The 20,479-nt window shown below is 39.9% G+C and carries 26 protein-coding genes; 18 read left to right on the top strand and 8 right to left on the bottom strand.

Annotated features, from left to right (window positions below):
• Nucleotides 1-17 precede the first annotated feature (17 nt).
• From PFY10_07195 to PFY10_07150, 10 genes are all read left to right on the top strand, one after another.
• Nucleotides 18-221, top strand: coding sequence for a hypothetical protein (locus tag PFY10_07195; GenBank protein WBV58229.1), 204 nt, complete (start codon nucleotides 18-20; stop codon nucleotides 219-221).
• Nucleotides 205-1,014: a hypothetical protein gene (locus tag PFY10_07190; GenBank protein ID WBV58228.1), complete on the top strand. Its 810-nt coding sequence runs from the start codon at nucleotides 205-207 to the stop codon at nucleotides 1,012-1,014. The genes PFY10_07195 and PFY10_07190 overlap by 17 nt, the downstream gene beginning before the upstream one ends.
• A gap of 54 nt (nucleotides 1,015-1,068) precedes the next feature.
• Nucleotides 1,069-1,500 (top strand): hypothetical protein, encoded by a 432-nt coding sequence (locus PFY10_07185; protein ID WBV58227.1) that lies wholly within the window; start codon nucleotides 1,069-1,071, stop codon nucleotides 1,498-1,500.
• A gap of 24 nt (nucleotides 1,501-1,524) precedes the next feature.
• A complete protein-coding gene (locus PFY10_07180) occupies nucleotides 1,525-1,767 on the top strand; it encodes a RebB family R body protein (GenBank protein ID WBV58226.1) in 243 nt (80 codons plus the stop codon).
• Nucleotides 1,768-2,381: 614 nt separating this feature from the next.
• A complete protein-coding gene (locus PFY10_07175; protein WBV58225.1) occupies nucleotides 2,382-2,651 on the top strand; it encodes a RebB family R body protein in 270 nt (89 codons plus the stop codon).
• A gap of 83 nt (nucleotides 2,652-2,734) precedes the next feature.
• A complete protein-coding gene (locus PFY10_07170; GenBank protein WBV58224.1) occupies nucleotides 2,735-3,001 on the top strand; it encodes a RebB family R body protein in 267 nt (88 codons plus the stop codon).
• Nucleotides 3,002-3,087: 86 nt separating this feature from the next.
• Complete coding sequence (locus tag PFY10_07165; GenBank protein ID WBV58223.1) at nucleotides 3,088-3,357, top strand: RebB family R body protein; 270 nt, start codon at nucleotides 3,088-3,090, stop codon at nucleotides 3,355-3,357.
• Between the two features lie 62 nt (nucleotides 3,358-3,419).
• Nucleotides 3,420-3,689, top strand: coding sequence for a RebB family R body protein (locus PFY10_07160; protein WBV58222.1), 270 nt, complete (start codon nucleotides 3,420-3,422; stop codon nucleotides 3,687-3,689).
• Between the two features lie 84 nt (nucleotides 3,690-3,773).
• Nucleotides 3,774-4,040, top strand: a complete 267-nt coding sequence (locus PFY10_07155; protein WBV58221.1) for a RebB family R body protein — start codon at nucleotides 3,774-3,776, stop codon at nucleotides 4,038-4,040.
• 104 nt (nucleotides 4,041-4,144) lie between these two features.
• Nucleotides 4,145-4,831, top strand: a complete 687-nt coding sequence (locus tag PFY10_07150; protein ID WBV58220.1) for a hypothetical protein — start codon at nucleotides 4,145-4,147, stop codon at nucleotides 4,829-4,831.
• A 171-nt stretch (nucleotides 4,832-5,002) separates the two neighbouring features.
• Here the strand turns inward: PFY10_07150 and PFY10_07145 are convergent, their stop codons facing one another.
• The 4 genes from PFY10_07145 to PFY10_07130 all read right to left on the bottom strand — a co-directional run bounded on the left by PFY10_07145 (nucleotide 5,003) and on the right by PFY10_07130 (nucleotide 8,004).
• A complete protein-coding gene (locus PFY10_07145) occupies nucleotides 5,003-5,683 on the bottom strand; it encodes a response regulator transcription factor (protein WBV58219.1) in 681 nt (226 codons plus the stop codon).
• Between the two features lie 266 nt (nucleotides 5,684-5,949).
• The gene (locus PFY10_07140; protein WBV58218.1) at nucleotides 5,950-6,699 is read right to left on the bottom strand and encodes an ATP-binding protein; all 750 of its coding nucleotides are present in this window, start codon (nucleotides 6,697-6,699) and stop codon (nucleotides 5,950-5,952) included.
• Entirely contained in the window at nucleotides 6,669-7,313 is a 645-nt protein-coding gene (locus PFY10_07135; protein ID WBV58217.1) for a hypothetical protein, read from the bottom strand. The genes PFY10_07140 and PFY10_07135 overlap by 31 nt, the downstream gene beginning before the upstream one ends.
• Entirely contained in the window at nucleotides 7,300-8,004 is a 705-nt protein-coding gene (locus PFY10_07130; GenBank protein ID WBV58216.1) for a hypothetical protein, read from the bottom strand. Before PFY10_07130 ends, PFY10_07135 begins: the two co-directional genes overlap by 14 nt.
• 557 nt (nucleotides 8,005-8,561) lie before the next feature.
• On the opposite strand from PFY10_07130, the gene PFY10_07125 reads away from it, so the two are divergent.
• The 8 genes from PFY10_07125 to PFY10_07090 all read left to right on the top strand — a co-directional run bounded on the left by PFY10_07125 (nucleotide 8,562) and on the right by PFY10_07090 (nucleotide 16,989).
• Nucleotides 8,562-8,888, top strand: a complete 327-nt coding sequence (locus tag PFY10_07125; protein ID WBV58215.1) for a nucleotide pyrophosphohydrolase — start codon at nucleotides 8,562-8,564, stop codon at nucleotides 8,886-8,888.
• A 10-nt stretch (nucleotides 8,889-8,898) separates the two neighbouring features.
• Nucleotides 8,899-11,079 (top strand): DUF2075 domain-containing protein, encoded by a 2,181-nt coding sequence (locus PFY10_07120; GenBank protein ID WBV58214.1) that lies wholly within the window; start codon nucleotides 8,899-8,901, stop codon nucleotides 11,077-11,079.
• A gap of 196 nt (nucleotides 11,080-11,275) precedes the next feature.
• A complete protein-coding gene (locus tag PFY10_07115) occupies nucleotides 11,276-11,608 on the top strand; it encodes a hypothetical protein (GenBank protein ID WBV58213.1) in 333 nt (110 codons plus the stop codon).
• 9 nt (nucleotides 11,609-11,617) lie between these two features.
• Nucleotides 11,618-11,938, top strand: a complete 321-nt coding sequence (locus tag PFY10_07110; protein WBV58212.1) for a hypothetical protein — start codon at nucleotides 11,618-11,620, stop codon at nucleotides 11,936-11,938.
• A gap of 75 nt (nucleotides 11,939-12,013) precedes the next feature.
• A complete protein-coding gene (locus PFY10_07105; GenBank protein ID WBV58211.1) occupies nucleotides 12,014-12,868 on the top strand; it encodes a helix-turn-helix domain-containing protein in 855 nt (284 codons plus the stop codon).
• A 67-nt stretch (nucleotides 12,869-12,935) separates the two neighbouring features.
• Nucleotides 12,936-14,159 carry an NAD(P)/FAD-dependent oxidoreductase gene (locus PFY10_07100; protein WBV58210.1) on the top strand — a complete coding sequence of 408 codons (1,224 nt, stop codon included), beginning with the start codon at nucleotides 12,936-12,938 and terminating at the stop codon, nucleotides 14,157-14,159.
• Between the two features lie 140 nt (nucleotides 14,160-14,299).
• Nucleotides 14,300-14,731, top strand: coding sequence for a MarR family transcriptional regulator (locus PFY10_07095; GenBank protein ID WBV58209.1), 432 nt, complete (start codon nucleotides 14,300-14,302; stop codon nucleotides 14,729-14,731).
• A gap of 44 nt (nucleotides 14,732-14,775) precedes the next feature.
• Nucleotides 14,776-16,989: a DPP IV N-terminal domain-containing protein gene (locus PFY10_07090; GenBank protein WBV58208.1), complete on the top strand. Its 2,214-nt coding sequence runs from the start codon at nucleotides 14,776-14,778 to the stop codon at nucleotides 16,987-16,989.
• 62 nt (nucleotides 16,990-17,051) lie between these two features.
• Here PFY10_07090 and PFY10_07085 read toward each other — a convergent pair whose 3' ends face one another.
• The 4 genes from PFY10_07085 to PFY10_07070 all read right to left on the bottom strand — a co-directional run bounded on the left by PFY10_07085 (nucleotide 17,052) and on the right by PFY10_07070 (nucleotide 20,319).
• A complete protein-coding gene (locus PFY10_07085) occupies nucleotides 17,052-18,224 on the bottom strand; it encodes a T9SS type A sorting domain-containing protein (GenBank protein ID WBV58207.1) in 1,173 nt (390 codons plus the stop codon).
• A gap of 291 nt (nucleotides 18,225-18,515) precedes the next feature.
• Nucleotides 18,516-18,857, bottom strand: coding sequence for a hypothetical protein (locus PFY10_07080; protein ID WBV58206.1), 342 nt, complete (start codon nucleotides 18,855-18,857; stop codon nucleotides 18,516-18,518).
• Between the two features lie 237 nt (nucleotides 18,858-19,094).
• Nucleotides 19,095-19,568 (bottom strand): GNAT family N-acetyltransferase, encoded by a 474-nt coding sequence (locus PFY10_07075; GenBank protein ID WBV58205.1) that lies wholly within the window; start codon nucleotides 19,566-19,568, stop codon nucleotides 19,095-19,097.
• The gene (locus PFY10_07070; protein ID WBV58204.1) at nucleotides 19,552-20,319 is read right to left on the bottom strand and encodes a methyltransferase domain-containing protein; all 768 of its coding nucleotides are present in this window, start codon (nucleotides 20,317-20,319) and stop codon (nucleotides 19,552-19,554) included. Before PFY10_07070 ends, PFY10_07075 begins: the two co-directional genes overlap by 17 nt.
• Nucleotides 20,320-20,479: the final 160 nt, after the last annotated feature.

Raw genomic sequence — 20,479 nt, 5'->3', positions numbered from 1 at the left:
CGATACCGGAAGATCCTATGAAAAAGAACTTTACCGTGGCTGACGAGCAGGGAGGGGGAGTTGTGCTGAAATCTATAAAATTAACGGAGCCATTAGTAAAACCGGAAATCAAAGAAGCGGTAGTTCCTGTTGAACAACACATCAGTGAACACACCAAAAAAACTATACTAACAAAACTAATCGAAAAACTTAAAAAAATAAGAGATGAATTATTCAATTGAACCAAAACCAGCGAAGGTTTTAAACCTGCGTACCCTCAGGGAGCTGAATGAAAGCCTTTATCTTACCAGAACGGATGACAATGCCTATTTCAGCGTAAAGAAGCCGGAAAATAACAGCGATCGTGATATATTCGGTCTGCAAACCTCCAATGTCACCATTCAGCCTACGGTAAGGCCGGTCATTAGTATGAAAGGCAAAAGAACCAACAACTATCAGTCGTTTGTTATCGAACCTAAAGACAAAGCGACCGGAATTGTAGTGGTAATGATCAAACTGGAAGAAAATCAGACTTTTTTCTGTAATATAAGGATCCTTCCTCTGAGCACCCTGGCAGATATTACCGAACCGGAAGTAGATTCCAGGCTTCTTACCATTAATCTTGAAAAATCGAAATGTGTTCTCAAGACCGATATTACGATCACCGCATCCAATACAGGTGAAGCCCTTTATTCAGTGCATGATGTAGATGTGAATGCAATTGCTAACCTGGTGACTCCGGAGGAAATTATAGAATTAAAAAGGGAGCTGGAATTCCAGGGATCAAAACTAATGGCTCATTATTTCCAGGAAATCCTTGATATTATCCTTAATGAAGCTGTTCCCGTGCATGGCAAACCGCCGGTAATTCCGGACGACTATATCCTGAGCCTTCCCAACGACCAGATCAAAGAAATGATGACAGCGTGTGCGATCACGGGATGTATTGCCCTGGAAATTATCGGAGCCAATGTGATTCTGGACCTTAACAGGGACTGGACGACTGCAGGCGCTTTTCTCGGCTATTTGCTGTAGGAGATCATTCCTGCGCGGCTGTCTCTTTTCATTCACCATCAAAAAATAATACCTATGCGAAGAAGAATCAATCACAGGTCTTCCAAACCTGCGCGTACCCCTGATCCTGCCACGGTTCCGATAGAAACTGAACCTGTAGAAATCATCGAATCTATACAGACCATTGAGCCGGAAATTGAGGAAGAAGACTTAATGCCTTTCGTGATCACGAACGAAGATGAGATCATTAATTACATCAAGGAGAAAGCAACCAAGGAAACGTTGAAATCTTTAGCTCCTTTGCTGGAAAAGCTTGAGGAAGCGGTTAAACAGCAGCAGGCTTATCAGGCTGCAGCGCCGGCCACAGGAAATCCGGTTGCGATGACCTATGAAGAACAGCTGAAAAAACTTCAGGAGGCTTCCACAGGAAAATTAAAAGAGAAAGAACTGAAGATCGCCGAAAGGATGACCAAGCTGCAGGCAAGATTTGCCAATATCCGTAAATAATCAAATAACCAAAAATTAATAGTTATGATACACAATCAAAATGAAATCAATTTGGAAGTTGTAGGAATGGCTCCCACAGTACCTACGGCGATATCTATGCAGGTGAATGCGCACTCTACAGGATTGATGTACGAGCAATCTGTATCGCACCAACAAAGGGATGCCCTGATCGGTTTAAGCAATTCAGTTATGGGAATTAAAAAAATCGGCTCCCGGAAATTAAAAAAAGAGCTGCTGAATTTCAGAAAAGGACGTTTTAATTTCTGATCAGTCTGAATACTCAGATTACGGATGCGGTTTTCTTCCCTGCAGAAATAAAAGCTGGTGACCTCAACATATATATTAGTCAAAATTTTTCATCCTCCCACCCGCTTTTAGAATGTTGCCGATGCCCCCAAAGAGCAAATATCATGTGGAAATGCAATCTCTCGCTCAAAATGTAAACACTGTACAACAGCCTGCAGGAGAAGAATGGTTTTTTTCATATAGAGGTAAGAACCAAAGAAGGGACCGCATCCTTTTTTTTAAATAACAATGTATATATACTATCTGCCCCGTCCGCAAGATCCGCGGAAAAAAATAAAAGTAATATAAAAAACACATCAGGTCGTGATAGTTAGTACCCACGTGTTTATCAAACCAACACAGAATTTTAATTTCTGCCGGTTTCGCGGATAATGCAGATAAGATTCATCAAAAATGGTGATTGTAAAGTTCTTGTTGATTCAGCAGGTATAGCAGATAATCAAAAGATCTGTTCCATCTGTCTGATCGGTGAGATATGAAAAAAGATCGCAAAGATCAAAAGAAACAGAAAACTAGTTTAACAATCAAATAATTATTAACCGGGATTTAAATCTCAAAAAAAACAAATTACAATTATGGCAACAACAGTTAATTCACAAATCACAGATGCGGTTACTCAATCGAATGTAAAAGTAGTAGGAGAAGCTCCTGCAATGGCTTTGGGTAATGTTTATCAGACTGCGGCTCACTCTACGGGAATCATGTTTGAAAATGCGGTGAACACGCAAAACCAACAGAATATTTTAGGACAGGCAGCAACTACTCAGGGAGTAATGCAGATCTATAGCCTGGATACCGTAGCAGATGCGATCTCTATTGCAAGAATGTTGAATCCTAATTCTTAAGAACCTGTTTCTGCTTTAGTAGAAAAACGATAACCATAACCGGAATATCAGGTTAAAGAAAACTCTAATCAACAACAATCATTATGGCAACAGTAGTTAATGAACAAATTACGGATGCCGTTACCCAGGCGAATGTGAAAGTAGTAGCGGAATCTCCGGCTATGGCTTTGGGTAATGTGTATCAGACTGCCGCTCACTCAACGGGAATTATGTTTGAAAATGCGGTGAATACGCAAAATCAGCAAAATATTTTAGGACAGGCGGCTAATACGCAGGGCGTAATGAGGATCTATAGTATAGATACCATTGCAGATGCTCTTTCTATTGCAAAGATGCTGAATCCGGCATAAAAGCTCCCACGCGTAAAAGCAAAATATAACCTTGTAACAACCGGATCATCCGGTTGTTATTCAAAATCAAATTAAAAATTAATAATATGGCAACAGTAGTTAACGAACAAATCACGGACGCGGTAACGCAAACGAACGTAAAAGTAGTGGCAGAAGCTCCGGCAATCGCTTTAGGGAATGTATACCAGACAGCGGCGCATTCAACAGGAATCATGTTTGAGAATGCAGTAAATAATCAAAATCAGCAAAATATTTTAGGACAGGCGGCCACTACACAAGGTGTAATGCAGATCTATAGCCTGGATACCGTAGCGGACGCAATCTCTATTGCAAGAATGCTTAACCCGAACTCTTAAAAATCAATAACCATGATCGGATCGACTGATCATTTTTAAAACTCTAATCAACATCAATCATTATGGCAACAGTAGTTAATGAACAAATTACAGACGCAGTAACCCAATCCAACGTAAAGGTAGTAGCAGAAGCTCCTGCAATCGCTTTAGGAAATGTATACCAAACGGCGGCGCATTCAACCGGGATCATGTTCGAAAATGCGGTAAATAACCAAAACCAGCAAAATATTTTAGGACAGGCTGCAACAACACAAGGGGTGATGCAGATCTACAGCATGGATACCGTAGCAGATGCGATTTCTATTGCTCAAATGCTTAACGCAGGATCTTAATACCTCATTTCTGCAATAGCGGGAAACACAATACAACCACAGCCGGAGAGTCCGGCCGTATAAAATCTAATAACAATTATCATTATGGCAACAGTAGTTAATGAACAAATCACAGATGCTGTAACGCAGTCCAACGTAAAAGTAGTGGCAGAAGCTCCGGCTATCGCTTTAGGGAATGTGTATCAGACAGCAGCGCACTCTACCGGGATCATGTTTGAAAATGCGGTAAATACGCAAAATCAACAGAACATTCTAGGTCAGGCAGCGACTACACAAGGCGTGATGCAGATCTATAGCGTGGATACCGTAGCGGATGCTATTTCTATCGCTAAGATGCTGAATCCATCTTAATCAGAGCGTGTTTTTAGAATTATATTGTTCAGGGAGAATGCTTTATTGATTCTCCCTGATTTTTTTAATAGGATAAAACCTTAATAACCTAAAATAAAATTAATATGGGATTTTTAAAAGATGGAGTGGTGCTGGTAACAAGAGCTATGCGCGTCCGTTGGGATAATGCAACACCGGTTTACAGACACATCTTGCGTTTGCCGCAATTTGCCCCTCAACTTCGTTTTGTTGATCAGATCGTATCACCCGCAGGAAGAATAGGATCACCGTTCATGGAACCTTTCCGTATTCTGGGGAGAGCCCTGAGCTGGAAGATCTGTTACGACGAACATAAATTTAAATTTAAAATACTGGCAGGACCTACGGATTACGATTTGAATGCGCGCTTGCTTTTTGAACATTCAAAGAATTTTGTAGGGCAAACAGTACCAGGTGCGATGAGAGGGGAAGGAGGGGTCTTCATGGGAAGAAGAGGTCAGAACGTAGTCACAACGGCTATGTTCGGCGGACAGGTGAGAATGACTCATGATGATGAAAACATGACGATGAGAAATTATGCTGAGCCGGGACACGTTTTCAGTGAAGGGTATTTGGATCTGGCATTTGTAGATGAGAATGACGGGAATACATATGTTATCCTTGAAGGAGGTGGATACAATAATTTTTCTACCATAAATCAAGGTTTTGGAAGCTGGGTATTTCCGAATATGGGAAGAGCGAATATAGAAGCATACAGAGAATACCGTAACCTTCCCCGTATAAAGCATACGGTTGAAGAAATCAATAATTAGTGCTCCTGCAATATAATTTCAGGGCAAATTTCAAAAATGATCTTTCAAAACAGATAATACTGAAAAAGAATACAAATTATATAACCGGTAAAAATAACCCTCACAAATTTGTATTCTCTTCAGTATCAATCATCACTCATCAACTCTCAACTCTCAACCACCGTTTTCCAGCTATTTATCCAGCAGTACGATCTCGTGAGCATTCACAAAATTATTCTGTACCGCATAGATCACCAGCCCGGCCATATTTTTCACACTGGTTTTGATCATCAGGTTGGTTTTGTGGGTCTCCACTGTTTTGGGAGAGATGAATAAATGATCTGCAATTTCTTTGGTGCTGAGCTGCTGGCAAACCAATCGCAACACATCAATTTCCCTTTCCGTAAGATCGTCTTTAGAGTAGGCATGAAACTCCGGAAGTTTATTGGACAGCTGTCCGCGCATCACATCCACCTGTTCATCGGAAAAATAATGGCCATGATGATGCACTGCATCGATCACCTTTAAAAGCTCATCAAGCTCAATTTCCTTGGATAAAAAAGCATGGGCTCCCATTTTCAGCATTTGTCCCATAAATGACCGGCGGTAAAAGCTGGAGAGGACAATGATTTTTACCTCCGCTTCCTTTTGTGGCAGGGCGGACATAACTTCAATACCGTCCCCGTTAGCCATTCTGAGGTCCAGCAAAAGGACGTCCGGCAGATCAATGTTCGTTTCATTCAGAAAATGATGACCACTTGTTGAGGTCATTACCACTTCGTAACGATCATCCTGATCGATGTAGTTTTTTAAAAGTTGTACAAACAACAGGTCATCATCTACGATACCAATTTTAATTTTTAAGTTTTTCATTTTTTAATTTTTATTTAGGCAAATGGGCAAATAGGCGGATTTCTTTTTTCCTCTTTCAGTCATTTCGCCCCTTTGCTTTTCAGCCATTTTACTATTTTACGATTTCACGTTTCCGCAGTTTAGTCTTTCAACCCCTCAGCAATTCTGCCTTTTCACAATTTCCCACTTTCAATTTTCCACTTTTCCTCACTCTCTCACCCGCCATCTCCAAAACCCTCAAACCCCCAAACTCTCAAACCCTCAAAACTCACACCCTCAACTCCCCATCACTCTATTACCACACACGCTATAAACTTTGTCCCTTTCTCCGGTTTCGACTTCAGCTTATACGCTGCGCTGATTTTTTGTGCCCTGGACTGAATATTTCTGAGGCCGATCCCGTTGTAATTGTTTTCCTGGCGGAATCCGTTTCCGTTATCTTCAATGGTCAGCATCAGGTATTCCAGTGATATCCTTAATGATACATCAATCCTGGTGGCATTGGCATGTTTTAAAGTATTGGTGACCAGCTCCTGGACGATCCTGAACATATTTAATTTTACCGGACTGCTGATCGATGCATCGGTAACCCTGTGACGGTAATCGATCTCTATGGTTTTACTGATCTGGTCCAGGTAATCAGCGATCAGATCCGTTAACGTAATCTCCCCCAGATCCGGAGGCGTCAGGTTGTGGGATAATTCCCGGATCAGCTGCATCGATTGTTTCAGATCCAGGTTCAGTTCGTCCCTGTTTTTATGATTGATGTTCAGGCGGATCAGGTTCAGGTTGGAGATTATGTTATCATGAAGTTCTTCCGCAAGCCGTTCCCGGTCCTTTTCCTGGATGTGTAGGGTATTTTCCCAGCATTCCGTCTGGGTGTTTCGGACGAGCTGCATTACTTTCTGCCTGCTTTTCTTGATGCTTTTCAGGTAGTTCACCACCAATACGGTGATCAGTATTGTTGTTAAAAGGAATAAACCAATGCCAATCCATATCCATTCAACTACCAGGCCCGGATTTTCCCACTGCAACATCCCAGATTAATAAGAGCAAGATAAAAACACCATAACAGGATCCCTCTGAAAAGCCAGATCGGAGCCACCCATTCCAGGTGATTGCTGATCAGGAAATCAAAAGTAGTGGAGATCAGGCATTCAACAGAAAAAAAAAGAAAAACAGAGATGTTGAAGATCAACACGCTTTTTTCTACGCTTCCTCTTTTCAATACCTTCACAAAATAAGCTGCCGCAAAACTACAGATGATAATACTGCTGATGATGTTGGAATAAAAGGTAGCTGGTGTATGATCCCGGACATTCACGATATTGATGACCAGGAATACCGCAGCATAGAGGTAGATCATCCACCTGAGCGTTTGGGTAAGCTTAATACAGTATTTGCTGTAGATCTCGGTGAGCATTATAAGGCCAAAAGACTGGCTCAATGCATAGTTGTAGGTGTTCAGTGTGTTTAATTTCAGCAGGCGGTCCACGAGGTCCGTCAGTTCCAGGGCCAGTTCACCCAGCAGGAATAGCAGGATCGCTTCCTTGGAGGTTATCCCCCTTCTTACCAATAGGATCAGCCCGGTGAATAGGGTGAGGTTGATCAGTACCTGTAAACAGAGGGATAGGTCATTATAAGAAAGCACCGCTTTTTTTCAAAAGTTGGTAATTGTCAACAGGATCAGCAGCAGTAAACGGAGGTCGCGGAGTGGAGTAGTTCTCTGCGGTTTTACTCATTTCGCTGATCGTAAGGTCTTTTACGGTAATGATCTCCACATGATAAGCGAAGACAGAGGCATTCTCAGGATCATCCGTAAGTCCGAAGAAACAGGTGCCGGATTGATCACCATCCAGTCCCAGGCGGTCAAAATCTGCAAACGGAATTGCTACTATCTGGACGAAGTCCTGAACTTTCTGGGCCTTCAGCCAGGTCGTACAATACATATTCCATCTGAAATTACGGTTGATCGCTGATTCCGAAGTGATCGGCGGATCAATTTCCAGGTTGGTGGTGTTTTGTACGGTGACATTAGGGGAATCGCGGGTGAATTCCCTGATGACAATATCATTGAAATCTGCGGTCTTATCGCTTTCGGAATCGATCAGGAAGAACTTAAGCCGGTCCTCATCAATACCCAGGTACGCATGGATCTTTGGGTCTTCTGAATTCCCAAGATTAATTTTCCATTGGTCGATCTCCTTTCCGGAAACAGAAAAGTGCGTGCCTTGATTGAGATAGCCCAGGATTTCCGCCTCGCTTCCGTCAATTCCGCTCTTGTAAGCGTCAATTAAAGTTTTCCATTTTTTAATGGATTGGTAAATACTTTCAGTTGTCATGGTATTAGTTATTTGTAAATAATAATAAATTATTTTTGAAATTTACAAAAAAAATGGTTTTTAAATCACGTGGGTAAGAAATAGGAGGAATTGTATTGCCGGATCGTGAATTACCGGTCGAATGTGGTAGCTTTGAGAGGAGTCTTGTATTGGTTAATATATTGATATATAATTGTTTATAAATATTGAGAATTCCAGCTCTAATGTGAATTATTTTTGCTTTTTTTATCGTTTTTCGGCTAAAGAGGTTGTTTTCTTTCTGAAAAAATCAGTTTTTCTACGGATTGCTGTTCCTGTTTTGTTGAGTACATTTGTTGGGAATACCCTGGAGTGAACGGATGGGGAGTGAAACATTGTTGATAAATGAAATGAATTTTCTTGAAAATAGCTTACGATGGGGAGGACGGTTGATAATGGGAGGATTTTGGGGATGAGGTGAGAATTTATAATGAACTTTTAGAAAAAGTTCCTGAAAAACTCATATTTTTAAGATATTTATTTCCTAGATTTATTATTTTTAAATTTAATTTGAATTGTTACTTTATTAAACTTTTTTTATGATAGACAAAAGCACTGTAGAACAGCTTTTAAAATTTCGTGATGAACGAGATTGGCAACAGTTCCATAATTCAAAGGATTTGGCATTAGCACTATCCATTGAAGCGTCTGAGCTTTTAGAAGTTTTTTTATGGAAACAAAATGAAGATTTTAATAGAGACAAGTTAGAAGAGGAGCTTGCTGATGTATTTATGTATGGGATTCTTCTTGCAGATAAGAATAAAATAGATATCAACAATATCATTTTAAAAAAACTACATAAAAACGGTGAGAAATATCCTGTGGACAAAGCAAAAGGGAAGTCGGATAAATATGATGAATTGTAGATTTTGATAAATGAAAAATTTTACAATTACTGAAGAATACGGCTTCGATTATCTCGCTGAAACTTATATTAATTTTAATCATAAAGATTATACATCCTGGCCAATAGTGTACCTGCTTAAAAATAGTCAGGATAAGTCTGCATATGTCGGAGAAACTACTGATATAATAACCCGACTAAACACGCATCTTAAATCGGAAGAAAAGAAAAAGCTATCATCTGTAAATCTTATTTTAAGTGAACTTTTTCATAAGTCAGCTACATTAGACCTTGAAGCTAACTTGATTAAATATATCTCAGCGGATGGACAATATACATTGCAAAATGGTAATCTGGGAATTTCGAATCATCAATATCATGAAAAGAAAGTATATTGGGAGCTATTTAAAGATATTTGGGATGAACTTAGACAATTAGGTATTGCTCGACATTCATTAGACCATATTAATAATTCTGACCTTTTCAAATACTCACCTTATAAATCGCTTTCTAAAGAACAAGTTAAAAGTTTGAAAACAATCTTTAGCTGTCTGTTGGATGAAAGGGCTAAAGTAAGTCTCATTCATGGAGGAGCAGGGACTGGTAAATCTATTTTAGCTATTTTTTTATTCAAACTTCTTAAAACTAATTTAGAAGACTTTAATTACGCAGATTTTGATGAAGAAGATGAGGAGCTTTTTTCTTTATTACAAAAAGTTAAAGAGAAGTTTTCTGATTTGAATATGGCATTGGTAATCCCAATGGCTTCTTTTAGAAAAACCATTTCTAACGTATTTAAAAATATTAATGGTTTATCCAGTAAGATGGTTATTGGACCGTCAGAACTATCAAAAAATAAATATGACCTCATCATTGTTGATGAAGGACATCGTTTGAGAAGAAGGGTGAATCTGGGTTCCTATTTTGGAACATTTGATACTAATAGTGAGAAGTTAGGATTAGATAAATATACTTCTTCAGAATTAGATTGGGTTATTAAGCAGAGTGAAAAATCAATCATTTTCTATGACCAATATCAATCTATAAAACCTTCAGATACTCTTAAAGAGAGTTTTCAAAAACTTGAATTAGAACCTTATACTCGGGTCGAAAAACTAAAAACTCAATTTCGTGTTCGTGGTGGAAATAATTATATAACTCTGATTCATAAACTTTTTGATGAGCCTTCAATTCTTCCAAAAGAAAAATATAGAACTGATGATTATGAATTTTACTTATTTGATGATCTCGGAGAGATGGTGGATCGAATAAAAAAGAAAAATGAAATTCATAGTTTGTCAAGAATGGTTGCAGGATATGCCTGGGAATGGGTTTCAAATAAAAATCCAGAAGCGTACGATATCATTATTGGTGAGAACAGGTTAAAGTGGAACAGTACTTCTATAGATTGGGTTAACTCTGTAAATTCTATCAACGAAGTAGGGTGTATTCATACAACGCAAGGTTATGATCTGAACTATACCGGAGTTATTATCGGTCCAGAATTGGATTATAATTTTGAACTTGGAAAGCTAACTGTAGACAAGCAAAAATACAAGGATAAGAATGGAAAAAATTCCATTAAGAATGAAGATGAGTTATTAGATTTTATCATCAATATTTATAAAACAATATTGTTACGGGGAATCGAGGGGACTTATATTTATGTTTGCAATGATAATTTAAGACGTTTCTTTAGTCAGTTCATCCAATCTTTTAATTCCATTTCAAAAGAAGAGAATCCAATACAATTTCTAGATCATCCAACTGAAACTTCAATGCCCTTTTATGATCTCAATATTGCAGCAGGATCTTTTTCTGAACTGCAAGAACTAGAAAGTATAAAGTTCGTTGAAGTAGATGGAATAAGTGGTAATGATGATTATTTCGCTTGTAAAGTATTAGGTGAATCGATGAATGAAATTATACCTAACAACAGTATTTGTTTATTTAAAAAGTATACAGGAGGTTCACGTAATGGGCTTATTACTTTAGTTGAAGGCAGAAATATTTCTGATTTAGAATTTGGCAGCAATTATACCGTTAAAGAATATTCAAGTAAAAAATCGATCGATGAAGAAGGTTGGCATCATGATGAAATAGTTTTATTACCAAAATCGAATGATCCGAATTTTAAACCTATTGTTCTTAGAGATGAGGAGACGGTTGATTTTAATGTGGTGGGAATATTTGTTAGGGTGCTGGAAATATAAAATGCTATTCATCAGCATTCAAAAATAATTAATTTTAAAAGATTTATATACTATCCCAAAATGAAATTATTGATATGTATTTCTGGCAAATATGATATGGTAAAGGAATCATATGAAAGTGCTATATTATTCTAACCGGACTTTTAAATTATGGGCTTATACAGTAAGTCATAGTTTTTTACTTTTACGGAGTGAAATGAAATATCCAGATTTAGATGGTTATTCAAAAGATACCGCTTATAATATCGACTTAGAATTTTGGGCAGTAAGTTATATTAATATTCCAATGAAGCTTGATCAAGTACATATTAAGGAAATCACTGAACAAGAGTTACCAGCACGTATTGATCGGAATTTATTAAAATATGATATGAAGATCTTTCAATTGCAATCAAAGGAGCAAGCTTATCATATCATTGCTGGTGGGCTTTTGATTGGTGAAAATAGATGGGAAAATGAAGACAGGATTTTTAATTATCATTCTAACTTGGAGCATGATAAAATAGTTTTCTGTACAAATAAGAAATAAAGAAACCACATGAATCTACAAGAATTAATCAACTACTTCCGCAAGGGAGGATCCTATAAAGACTTTTGTCAGGAACAATCATTGGATCAGACTTCCGAAGCGATCGAAGCCTATATGGAGCAGCCTTTAGAGCTGAACAATAACCTGGCATTTTTCGAAATTGAGACGACAGAAGGAAGTCTGGAGTTTGTGAAAGATGGGATAAGGTATTACAGCTTATTTGGGTTTCCTTATTTTTTTAATTTTCTTAAGGAAATCAGGGATCATCAGGAGCTGAGTGATAAAGAGGTTGCCGAGCTTTTGTTTGATCATGTGATCAGCAAAGAATGATCTGTTGTATTTTCCGGTCATAAAAAACCAGACCTATACGAATAATTACTATCTTTAGTTTCACAACTCGATCCCTTGGAAAAGTACTCCAACATATCGCTTCATCACCGCCAACTGCAGGATTTTGGAATAAAGCTGATGCCTTTATCGGTTTTATCTGAAAAGGAAACCGGAATTCACCGGGACGATCATTATATGTTTATCCTTCAGCAAAAAGGGGATTTTACCCTTGAAGTAGATTTCAACACCGTAGGATTGAAGGGGGCTTTCCTGTGTTTTGTAGCTCCGGGACAGATTCACCGGTATGTGCATCAGCAGGATGCGGAAGGTTGGTTTTTGTTTGTAGATACGGGAGCCATTCCTCAACATTACCGGGAAGTTCTGGAAACCTACCAATGGATCCGACAATCGGTGGAGGTTAATGAAAGGGATGTCGTCTTTGATATTCCGGGAATACTTGAAAAGATTGATGAAACAGATAGCCTGCATACGGTTTCCGTGAAACAGTCTTTGGTAGAATCGGTTATTGGAATGATGGTTTCCCAGATCATGAAATTTCAGGTTTCGGAGCAGACCAGTACCGGACAGAAGTATACCATTACCCGGCAGTTCAAAAAACTGGTGAAAGAAAATTTTAAAAAGATCAAGCAGGTACAGCAATATGCGCAATCCCTTGTCATTACGCCCCTTTATCTGAACGAAGCGATCAAAGAAGTAACCGGCTATCCTGCCAGCTACTGGATCCAGCAGGAGGTGTTGCTGGAAGCCCGCCGGCTTTTGTTTTATACGAAAATGAGCGTTAAGCAGATCGCGGTTGAATTAGGCTATGATGATCCTGTTTATTTTTCGAGATTTTTCAAAAAAGGAACAGGGATGACCGCCCTTCAGTTCAGGTCCCATCACAAAGATTTGTCTCATAAAGACCATTAATCTGCTATAGGAATCCCCTGTATTACCCGATAATTTTGTATCCGTCAATCATCAAAAAACGAGAACGATGAATCATGGATATACAATGAATGAAATACCGGTACAGAAGCAAATACGAATTGCTATTGCAGGTGCAGGATTAGGAGGTTTATGCCTAGCCCAGGGACTGAAAAAGAAAGGAATCCAATGTGTCCTTTTTGAAAAGGACGAAGCGATGAACACACGAACCCAGGGATACCGGATCAGGATCAATGAGCAGGGCAGGCAGGCACTGGAAGATTGTCTTCCGGAACCGCTGTATCAGCTTTTTATGGAAACTTGTGCTGCCCGTACCAAAGGCCTGAAAGTTTTTACTCCCCATCTTGAAAAAACAGGAAAAGAGCTGGTCGATTCCTGGAGTGACGGCATCCGGGAAGTTCCCGACCTGAAACCCAACCGGCTGACTTTACGGGAAATATTGGTACAAGGTCTGGAAGAGAAGATCCATTTTGGAAAAGCGGTAACAGATTATCGCAGGCTGGAAAACGGGGAAGTATTGCTTTCTTTTGCTGACGGAAGCACGTATACTGCTGATCTCGTTATTGCGGCAGATGGCGTAAATTCCCGGATCGGCACTGAATGTTGCGGAGACCAAAAAGTAAATACCGGAAATATAACCATCTACGGAAGGACGTTCCTAACGGATGAAAACCGCGAAGCAATTGCTGCCGAATTGCGGACCGGAACTTCTGTGATTCTTGGAGATCAGTTTTCATTAATTGCCGATGCGATGCAGTTTGATTTTTTGAAATACAATAGCTCATGGGATGCATTAAGTCCGTTGCAGGATTATTTCTATTGGGCTTTTATCGGAAAGCCGGCTGCTTTTGGATGGCCTTTGCAGGATTTTTATACGCTTTCTTCACAGGAGATTTTTAATCATATTCGAAGGGTTACCGATCATTGGCACCCCCAATTAAAAGCCCTCCTGGACTTCGGGGATCAGCAGTCTTTAGTCATGGGTCCGATCAGATCTTCATTGCCTAAAGAAAAATGGGTGTCCGGGAATGTTACGGCTTTAGGGGATGCCGTGCATGCGATGAGCCCCGCCGGCGGATTAGGAGCCAATACAGCATTCAGGGATGCAGCATTATTGGCAGCGAATATCAGTGAAGCCGTTTTCGGCAATACAGAGCTTGCCTTCGCGATTGAAAACTATGAAGATACAATGAGAATATACAGCAACGAAGCCATTATCATGTCTCTTGAGGGTGGAGAAGTATTGTATGGAAACCCGGTGAGTGGAAAATAATCCCGAAAAGGATAATAATAAACCCAGTGTAAAGCCTGCAGCTGCAGGCTTTTAAATTTTTATATATTTTTTTACCTGGTATTCATTTTATTTATATATTTGATATATCAATTATATTTATATCAATTAAATGATTAATGATGGCTCAACCGGAACATACTATTTTTTACAGCATAGAGGAATCGATCAAATCTTATCGTCAGTTTGCCCAGAAGCAGATCAATGACAGGGGATTTGACATTACGATCGATCAGGGACTGGTCCTGAGTATAATTAATGAAAATCCGGGAATTGCCCAGAAAGATATTGCGAGGCGGGCTTTTAAGGATCATGCTTCGGTAACCCGCATTATCGAGCTATTAGTGAAAAGGAACTTTTTGAAAAGAGATTCTTTTGAAGAAGACAGACGACGGTTTAACCTCATCCTTACCGGGGAGGGAAAAGATATTTTAAACGATATTCAGCCCATCGTGAATGCAAACAGGAAAAAAGCAGTTGAAGGCATTTCTCCGGAGGAGATTGAACTGCTGAGAAAGCTTGTTAATAAGATTGCAGCTAACTGCAGAAGCTAAAACAATACAGATGAGTTGTAAGGTTCCACATAAAAATCCATTCCATGAAAATTTCGTGTAAACATGCTATCCTGAAGGTGGGTCTTATGATCGTTTTTCTGGTTTCCTTTGCTCATGCACAGGTGAGTGATACCATAACGAGCAAGGGCCGTTACCGGAATTATCTGAAGTTCCATTCCCTGATCCGGGATACCTACATTATTCCGCATTGGTACAAGGATGGAAGCCGCTTCTGGTTTGCGGTGGGAACTCCTGAAAATACGATGGTGTATGAAGTGGATCCGGAACACAATACAAAGCGTCCTTTTTTTGATCAGGACCGTTTAAGGAAATCACTCACTCCATGGTTAGATAAGGAACCGGAAAATAAGGGGTTACCGTTCAGTGATTTTGTTTTTGTAGAGGATGATAATGCTGCGGAATTTTTTGTTGAACATAAAAAGTTTAGGCTGTACCTGAACGATTACAAGATCTTAAAAATTGACGGAAAGGAAGAAGTAAGACAGCCATTGGCAGGCATTATGTCGCCTGATGGGCAACAATCTGTTATTATGAAAGATCACAATATATGGCTGATTAGCCATTCCGGCCCAAAAGAGCAACAGCTTACTACCGGCGGAACGGATGATTATCCCTGGACCGTCGAGAATGGGTGCTGGTCAAAAGACGGTAAAAGGCTGCTGTTGAAGAGGTCTGATGGAAGGAAGGTTCATCACTTGCCTGTCATAGATTATTCGGAACCTGAGGAATCTGTGACATACACTGTCTATGCAAAGACAGGCGGGGCTATTGAAATTCCAGAACTGTATGTACTGAACATTGATTCCGGAAACAGCATTACCATAAAAGAAGGTTCCGGCACTCCCCAATATGTATTTCCGGTAGGATGGACACAGGAGGGTTCAGAAATTCTTTTTATGCGCCTGGACCGTCTTGGGAAAAAACTGGAGTTTCTGGCCACGAATCCTGACACCGGAGCAGGCAGGACAATTCTGAGCGAAGAGGCTAAAACCTTTGTAGCCGGATTGGATTTCCTGACCGGCAACTGGAAACGTCAGGTCACCCTTTTGAAGGAGCGCCCTTCTTTTATATGGATGTCAGAACGTGACGGATGGAGACATCTTTACCTGTATAGTATGGATGGGAAACTGGTCCGCCAGCTGACATCAGGAAATTTTCCGGTCACCGGTGTGATTAAAACGAATGAAAAGTCAGGACTGATTTACTTCACGGCGAATGCCGAAAAAGAAGTGTATTCTACCAATGTATATAGCGTCGGTCTTAACGGAAAAAATGGTAAAAGATTAACGCCCGCTCCCGGAATTCATACCTATTCCCAGTTTTCACCTTCCGGGAAATATTTTCTGGATACCCATTCCTCTCCGGATACAGCTCCTGCCGTTGAACTCAGGACAACGGATGGAAAGTGGTTGCAACAGGTTCATCAGTCTGATATCACCAAGCTGCAGAAAATAGGATTCAGGGCTCCTGAAATTTTTAAAGCTAAGGCAGCTGACGGAATTACGGATCTTTATGGAATCATGTACAAACCTTATGATTTCGATCCATCTAAAAAATATCCTGTCGTAGAAATGGTGTATGCCGGCCCTTTTATCAATATTGTACCTCACCGGTTCGGGCCTACAACATCACTTTCGGTTCAGGCACAGGCATTAGCTCAGCTGGGATATATCACAGTAATGATGGACACAAGAGGAACGGTTGAAAGAAGCAAAGCTTTCCAGGATGCTGTTTACAGGAATATCGGAAGATATGAAATTGCAGATCGTGTGGCTGTTTTCAGGCAGCTTGGGGAAAAATATTCCTATATGGACATGAAGCGTGTTGGTATTTGCGGCCATTCATGGGGTGGCTATTTTGCCATCCGGGCTATGCTGATGGCGCCTGACCTATACAAGGTCGGCATTGCTTCGGCACCGGGTGAACTGACAGAAGGCGCAGAAATTAATGAACCTTATATGGGACTGCCGGAAGATAATAAAGAAGGATACGAATGGGGAACGAATACCCATCATGCCGCAAACCTTAAAGGTAAATTGCTTCTTATACATGGAACAAGCGATATAAATGCCCCGCTTTCAACAACCATCCGGATGATTGATGCGCTAACGAAAGCCGGAAAAAGGTATGACCTCATCCTGGTTCCCGGAAAAGGACATGATATAGAAAGTGAAGACTACGTAAATGATGCAATCCGACGGTATTTCGAAGAAAATCTGAAAAATACAGAGAAATAAAAAAACGGTCGTTGAAGGTATAACCTCAGCGACCGCTTTTTTGAAAAAAATATATCAAGAATTTAATCCTGTATGATAAGCTTTTTGGCATCAGTTACTTTGCCGTCTGCTGTCATTTTATACACATAAGTGCCGGACTGAAGTTCTGACCCGGAAAGTCGTATCGTTCCGTTTCCTTTCTCACGAAGAGGAACAGATTTAATAAGCTGTCCGGAAATATTGTAGATGTCCAGTGAAGCGGTTTTTATATGGTGAGGTAAAAAATACCGGATACTTGTTTCATTCTTTGCCGGGTTAGGGACATTTTGCCCCAGGAAAGGGTTATCCGAAAGGGAAATATCAGTGATGGTATTTTTGCTTACAAGAAGTTGCTTGAGTTCTTCAACAGTATTTTCAAGGGTTTTGATACGGTCTTCAAGCTTTTGAACAGTTTCATCAGAAGGGGCCGTTCTGGAGAGAATTGAGTTGGATACCATGACGTTGCCGTTAGAATCCACAACCAATGCGCGTCCGCTTCCTACGGGCAGATCCTGAAGCCTTACGGTTCCTACGGTATGGAAATTAGCTGTAGGGGCGTTGGTCCGTATTCCTACACTCTGGTCTTTGATAAGCATTGTTGAATTGCCGGACATTCCCAACATAATAGAATAGGGGATGGTATTGGTAAGCTTGGCTCCGCCGGTTCCTGCTCCGATAACGAACGAACGGTTACCTGCGGCTGCAAGGTCGATTCCAAATCCTCCGGAATACTCTTCGGTAAGATCGATTCCCACTCCTAGTGCAAATTCATTATGGTTCCTGATGATGTTCTTCCAACCCAGTGCAACCGATTTGCTGGCATTGTTCAAAACAGCATTATCCTGTCCGCCTACGATATTAGCTCCTCCCGCATTACTGAGGTTATTGGTCCATCCACCTACAATGCTGCTGCCGGCCTGGCCTCCCAAAGTATTGGATATTCCTGCAATAATGCTTCCTTTGGCTTTTGACGCATTGGTGTTATTCGTTGTTTCTACGATAAACGAACCGAATTCATTCAGAAGTGCCTGATTGGGATTTGAAGTGGCGCCGTTTGTTCTCAGATACAGAATCCTGCTGTCTACAGTACCTACGTAATTGTTGGGTACAATTCCGCTGTTTCCATTGACCAGCCATTGTTGGGCGCCAGCCATACCCGTTAGAAATACCATAGCCGCTGCTATGCTATTTTTCACGCATAATAGTGATGTTCTCATAAATTTGAGTTTTGATGGTTATTAGTTGTCACTAATTTAGGAAATATTATGGTGTAAATAATATTTTAGTCACTTTTGTGGGATGTATTTTAGAGCTGTAAGTGTTTGGAATATAGTACTGAAAGGGTTGTTTTGGATTATGGTTAATATCTATTCTATTTATTTATGTCATCTAATTATCTGTATATTTACGATGCAGAGCTTATTGGCCTGGATCTGATCATCAAAAAATATCCTTCAAATTTTTTTTGAAGGATATCATGATAGAGAATTATTAAAAAAATGGTTGCTTTATTGTTTAAGCTGTTCAGCCTTGATATATACTTTGCCCTGATCATCTTTCCAGGAAGGGCCTTTTACATAGATCGAATCACCTACTTCATAACGTTTGTAGGTACTGCCGCTTTTCTGAAGGTTCACAATACTGATCGTTGCCACATATTCTTTCCCGTCAGCATCCTGAATGGTGGCCATATAGCCATCTTTTCCATTTTCAATTTTCGTGATCTTTCCTTTTGCTTCGATCGTCATATCTTTTTCCTGATCTCCTGACTGTGCGGATGGCTTTGCCGTACAACTGGTCATGTTGAATATTCCTAATGTTAAAATCGCTAATGCTAGTATTTTTTTCATTGTATGATAGCTTTTTGTTGTTATTTTAAGTTTTTTACCTTGTTTTATTATATTGTTTTCTTGTTCAAAGCCCATACCAAAGCAGGTTCCGAAGTAACATTAGTTGGTTTATATCTTAAATCCGGTAATCCGAAAATCTTGCATCTGTTTTAAAATATTTTTGTCTTTTGATTTAATTTATTTTTTAATACAGTGTTCCATAGGCATATACGATAATTATAAAGTTTCGGATTTATTTTAAATTTTCATTTTAAAGCCTTCATGGGAAGCGGTGAACCCAAGCTTTTTATAAAACCTGAGTGCCTCAGTTCTTGTTTTATCCGACATCAGCTGTACGACATCAGCTCCGTTTTCTTTAGCCCGTTGAATCACCAGGTGAAACATTTTTTCACCCAAACCCTTCCCTCGCATCGACGAATGGATACGGACAGATTCGATTAATGCACGTTTACTTCCTTTGTGGTTGAGGTATTGAAGGTACGTGACCTGTAGGGTTCCCAGGATCTCATCATCCCGATTGACCAGAACCAGTAAATCCTGATTAGGGTTTTGTTCGATGCTTCTGAAGGCTGAGATATATTGCTCGTTCAAGGGATCCGAAACTTCCTCTCTGTTTTTTCCCAGTACATCATCCGCCAGCATTTCTATAACAGTCTTTAAATCGCCGAATGTTACTTTGCGTAAATTGAGCTCGTTATTTTTTTCTTCCATAGAGTAAGATTCTTTTAAATGCATAAATGGCAGGAAGCTTGGGGAAACTTGTAGCAATGCGGGCTTTAAACTCGTGGGTAAATTCTTTTTGTTGTTCTTCATCCAGCCTTTCCAGATAGGGGATTAAAGCGGAACCGGAAATAAAATTGAACAAAGTATCATGATCTTCCGCAATGATAGGATACACTTTTTGAAAAAGATTTAATTCTTCAATTCCGTTCTCGAATAAGATCTGAGCATATTCATCTATCGTGAGCACTGCAGAAGGCCGGTTCCATCCCTGTAAATAGCTTTTAAAAGGTTCTTCTCCGGCAAGAGCAGTTAAGATCTTATTCAGGGTGTTTCCCGGTTGGTAAGGCATCTGGATGGCGAGCTGTCCGTTTGTTTTAAGTTTTGAGATCAGCTTGGGGAATAACTGAGGGTGATCATCAGACCATTGAAGGGCTGCATTGCTGAAAATAAGGTCCCAGGTTTCATTACCCGTGAGCATCTCTTCCGTGGTGGACATTCTGAAATGAAGCCGGTCATTTTCCAGGGTTTTGGATTTTTCAAGCATTTCCGGAGAGGAGTCGATTCCGATAAACTCGGCTTGGGGAAATTTTTCTGTGAGAATAGCCGTTTGTTCTCCCGTCCCACAGCCTAAATCTATGGCCTTCATCGGCGTTTCCCCGGTAATGAGTTCCGCAAGGTCGAAAAAAGGTTTGAAACGGATATTTTTAAATTGATTGTAAACGTCAGGATTCCAAGGCATAACAAATATTTTTAATTGATCACCTGAATTTAGCTATTCCTGATTAAATGGGAGGATAAATTTGATTAAAACTTTCTTAAATTAAAATGGAAAGCGTTGATTATAATATTTTTTAAAATAGAATTTTTATGTGTAGGTTTTAAAGGTGGTGAAAGATGGC

Origin of the sequence: Chryseobacterium daecheongense, from assembly GCA_027920525.1 — a bacterium.
In the GTDB taxonomy this organism is placed as follows: Bacteria; Bacteroidota; Bacteroidia; order Flavobacteriales; family Weeksellaceae; genus Chryseobacterium; species Chryseobacterium proteolyticum.
The sequence above is the reverse complement of the archived record's forward strand: the minus strand, read 5'-3'. Positions and strand labels throughout refer to the sequence as shown.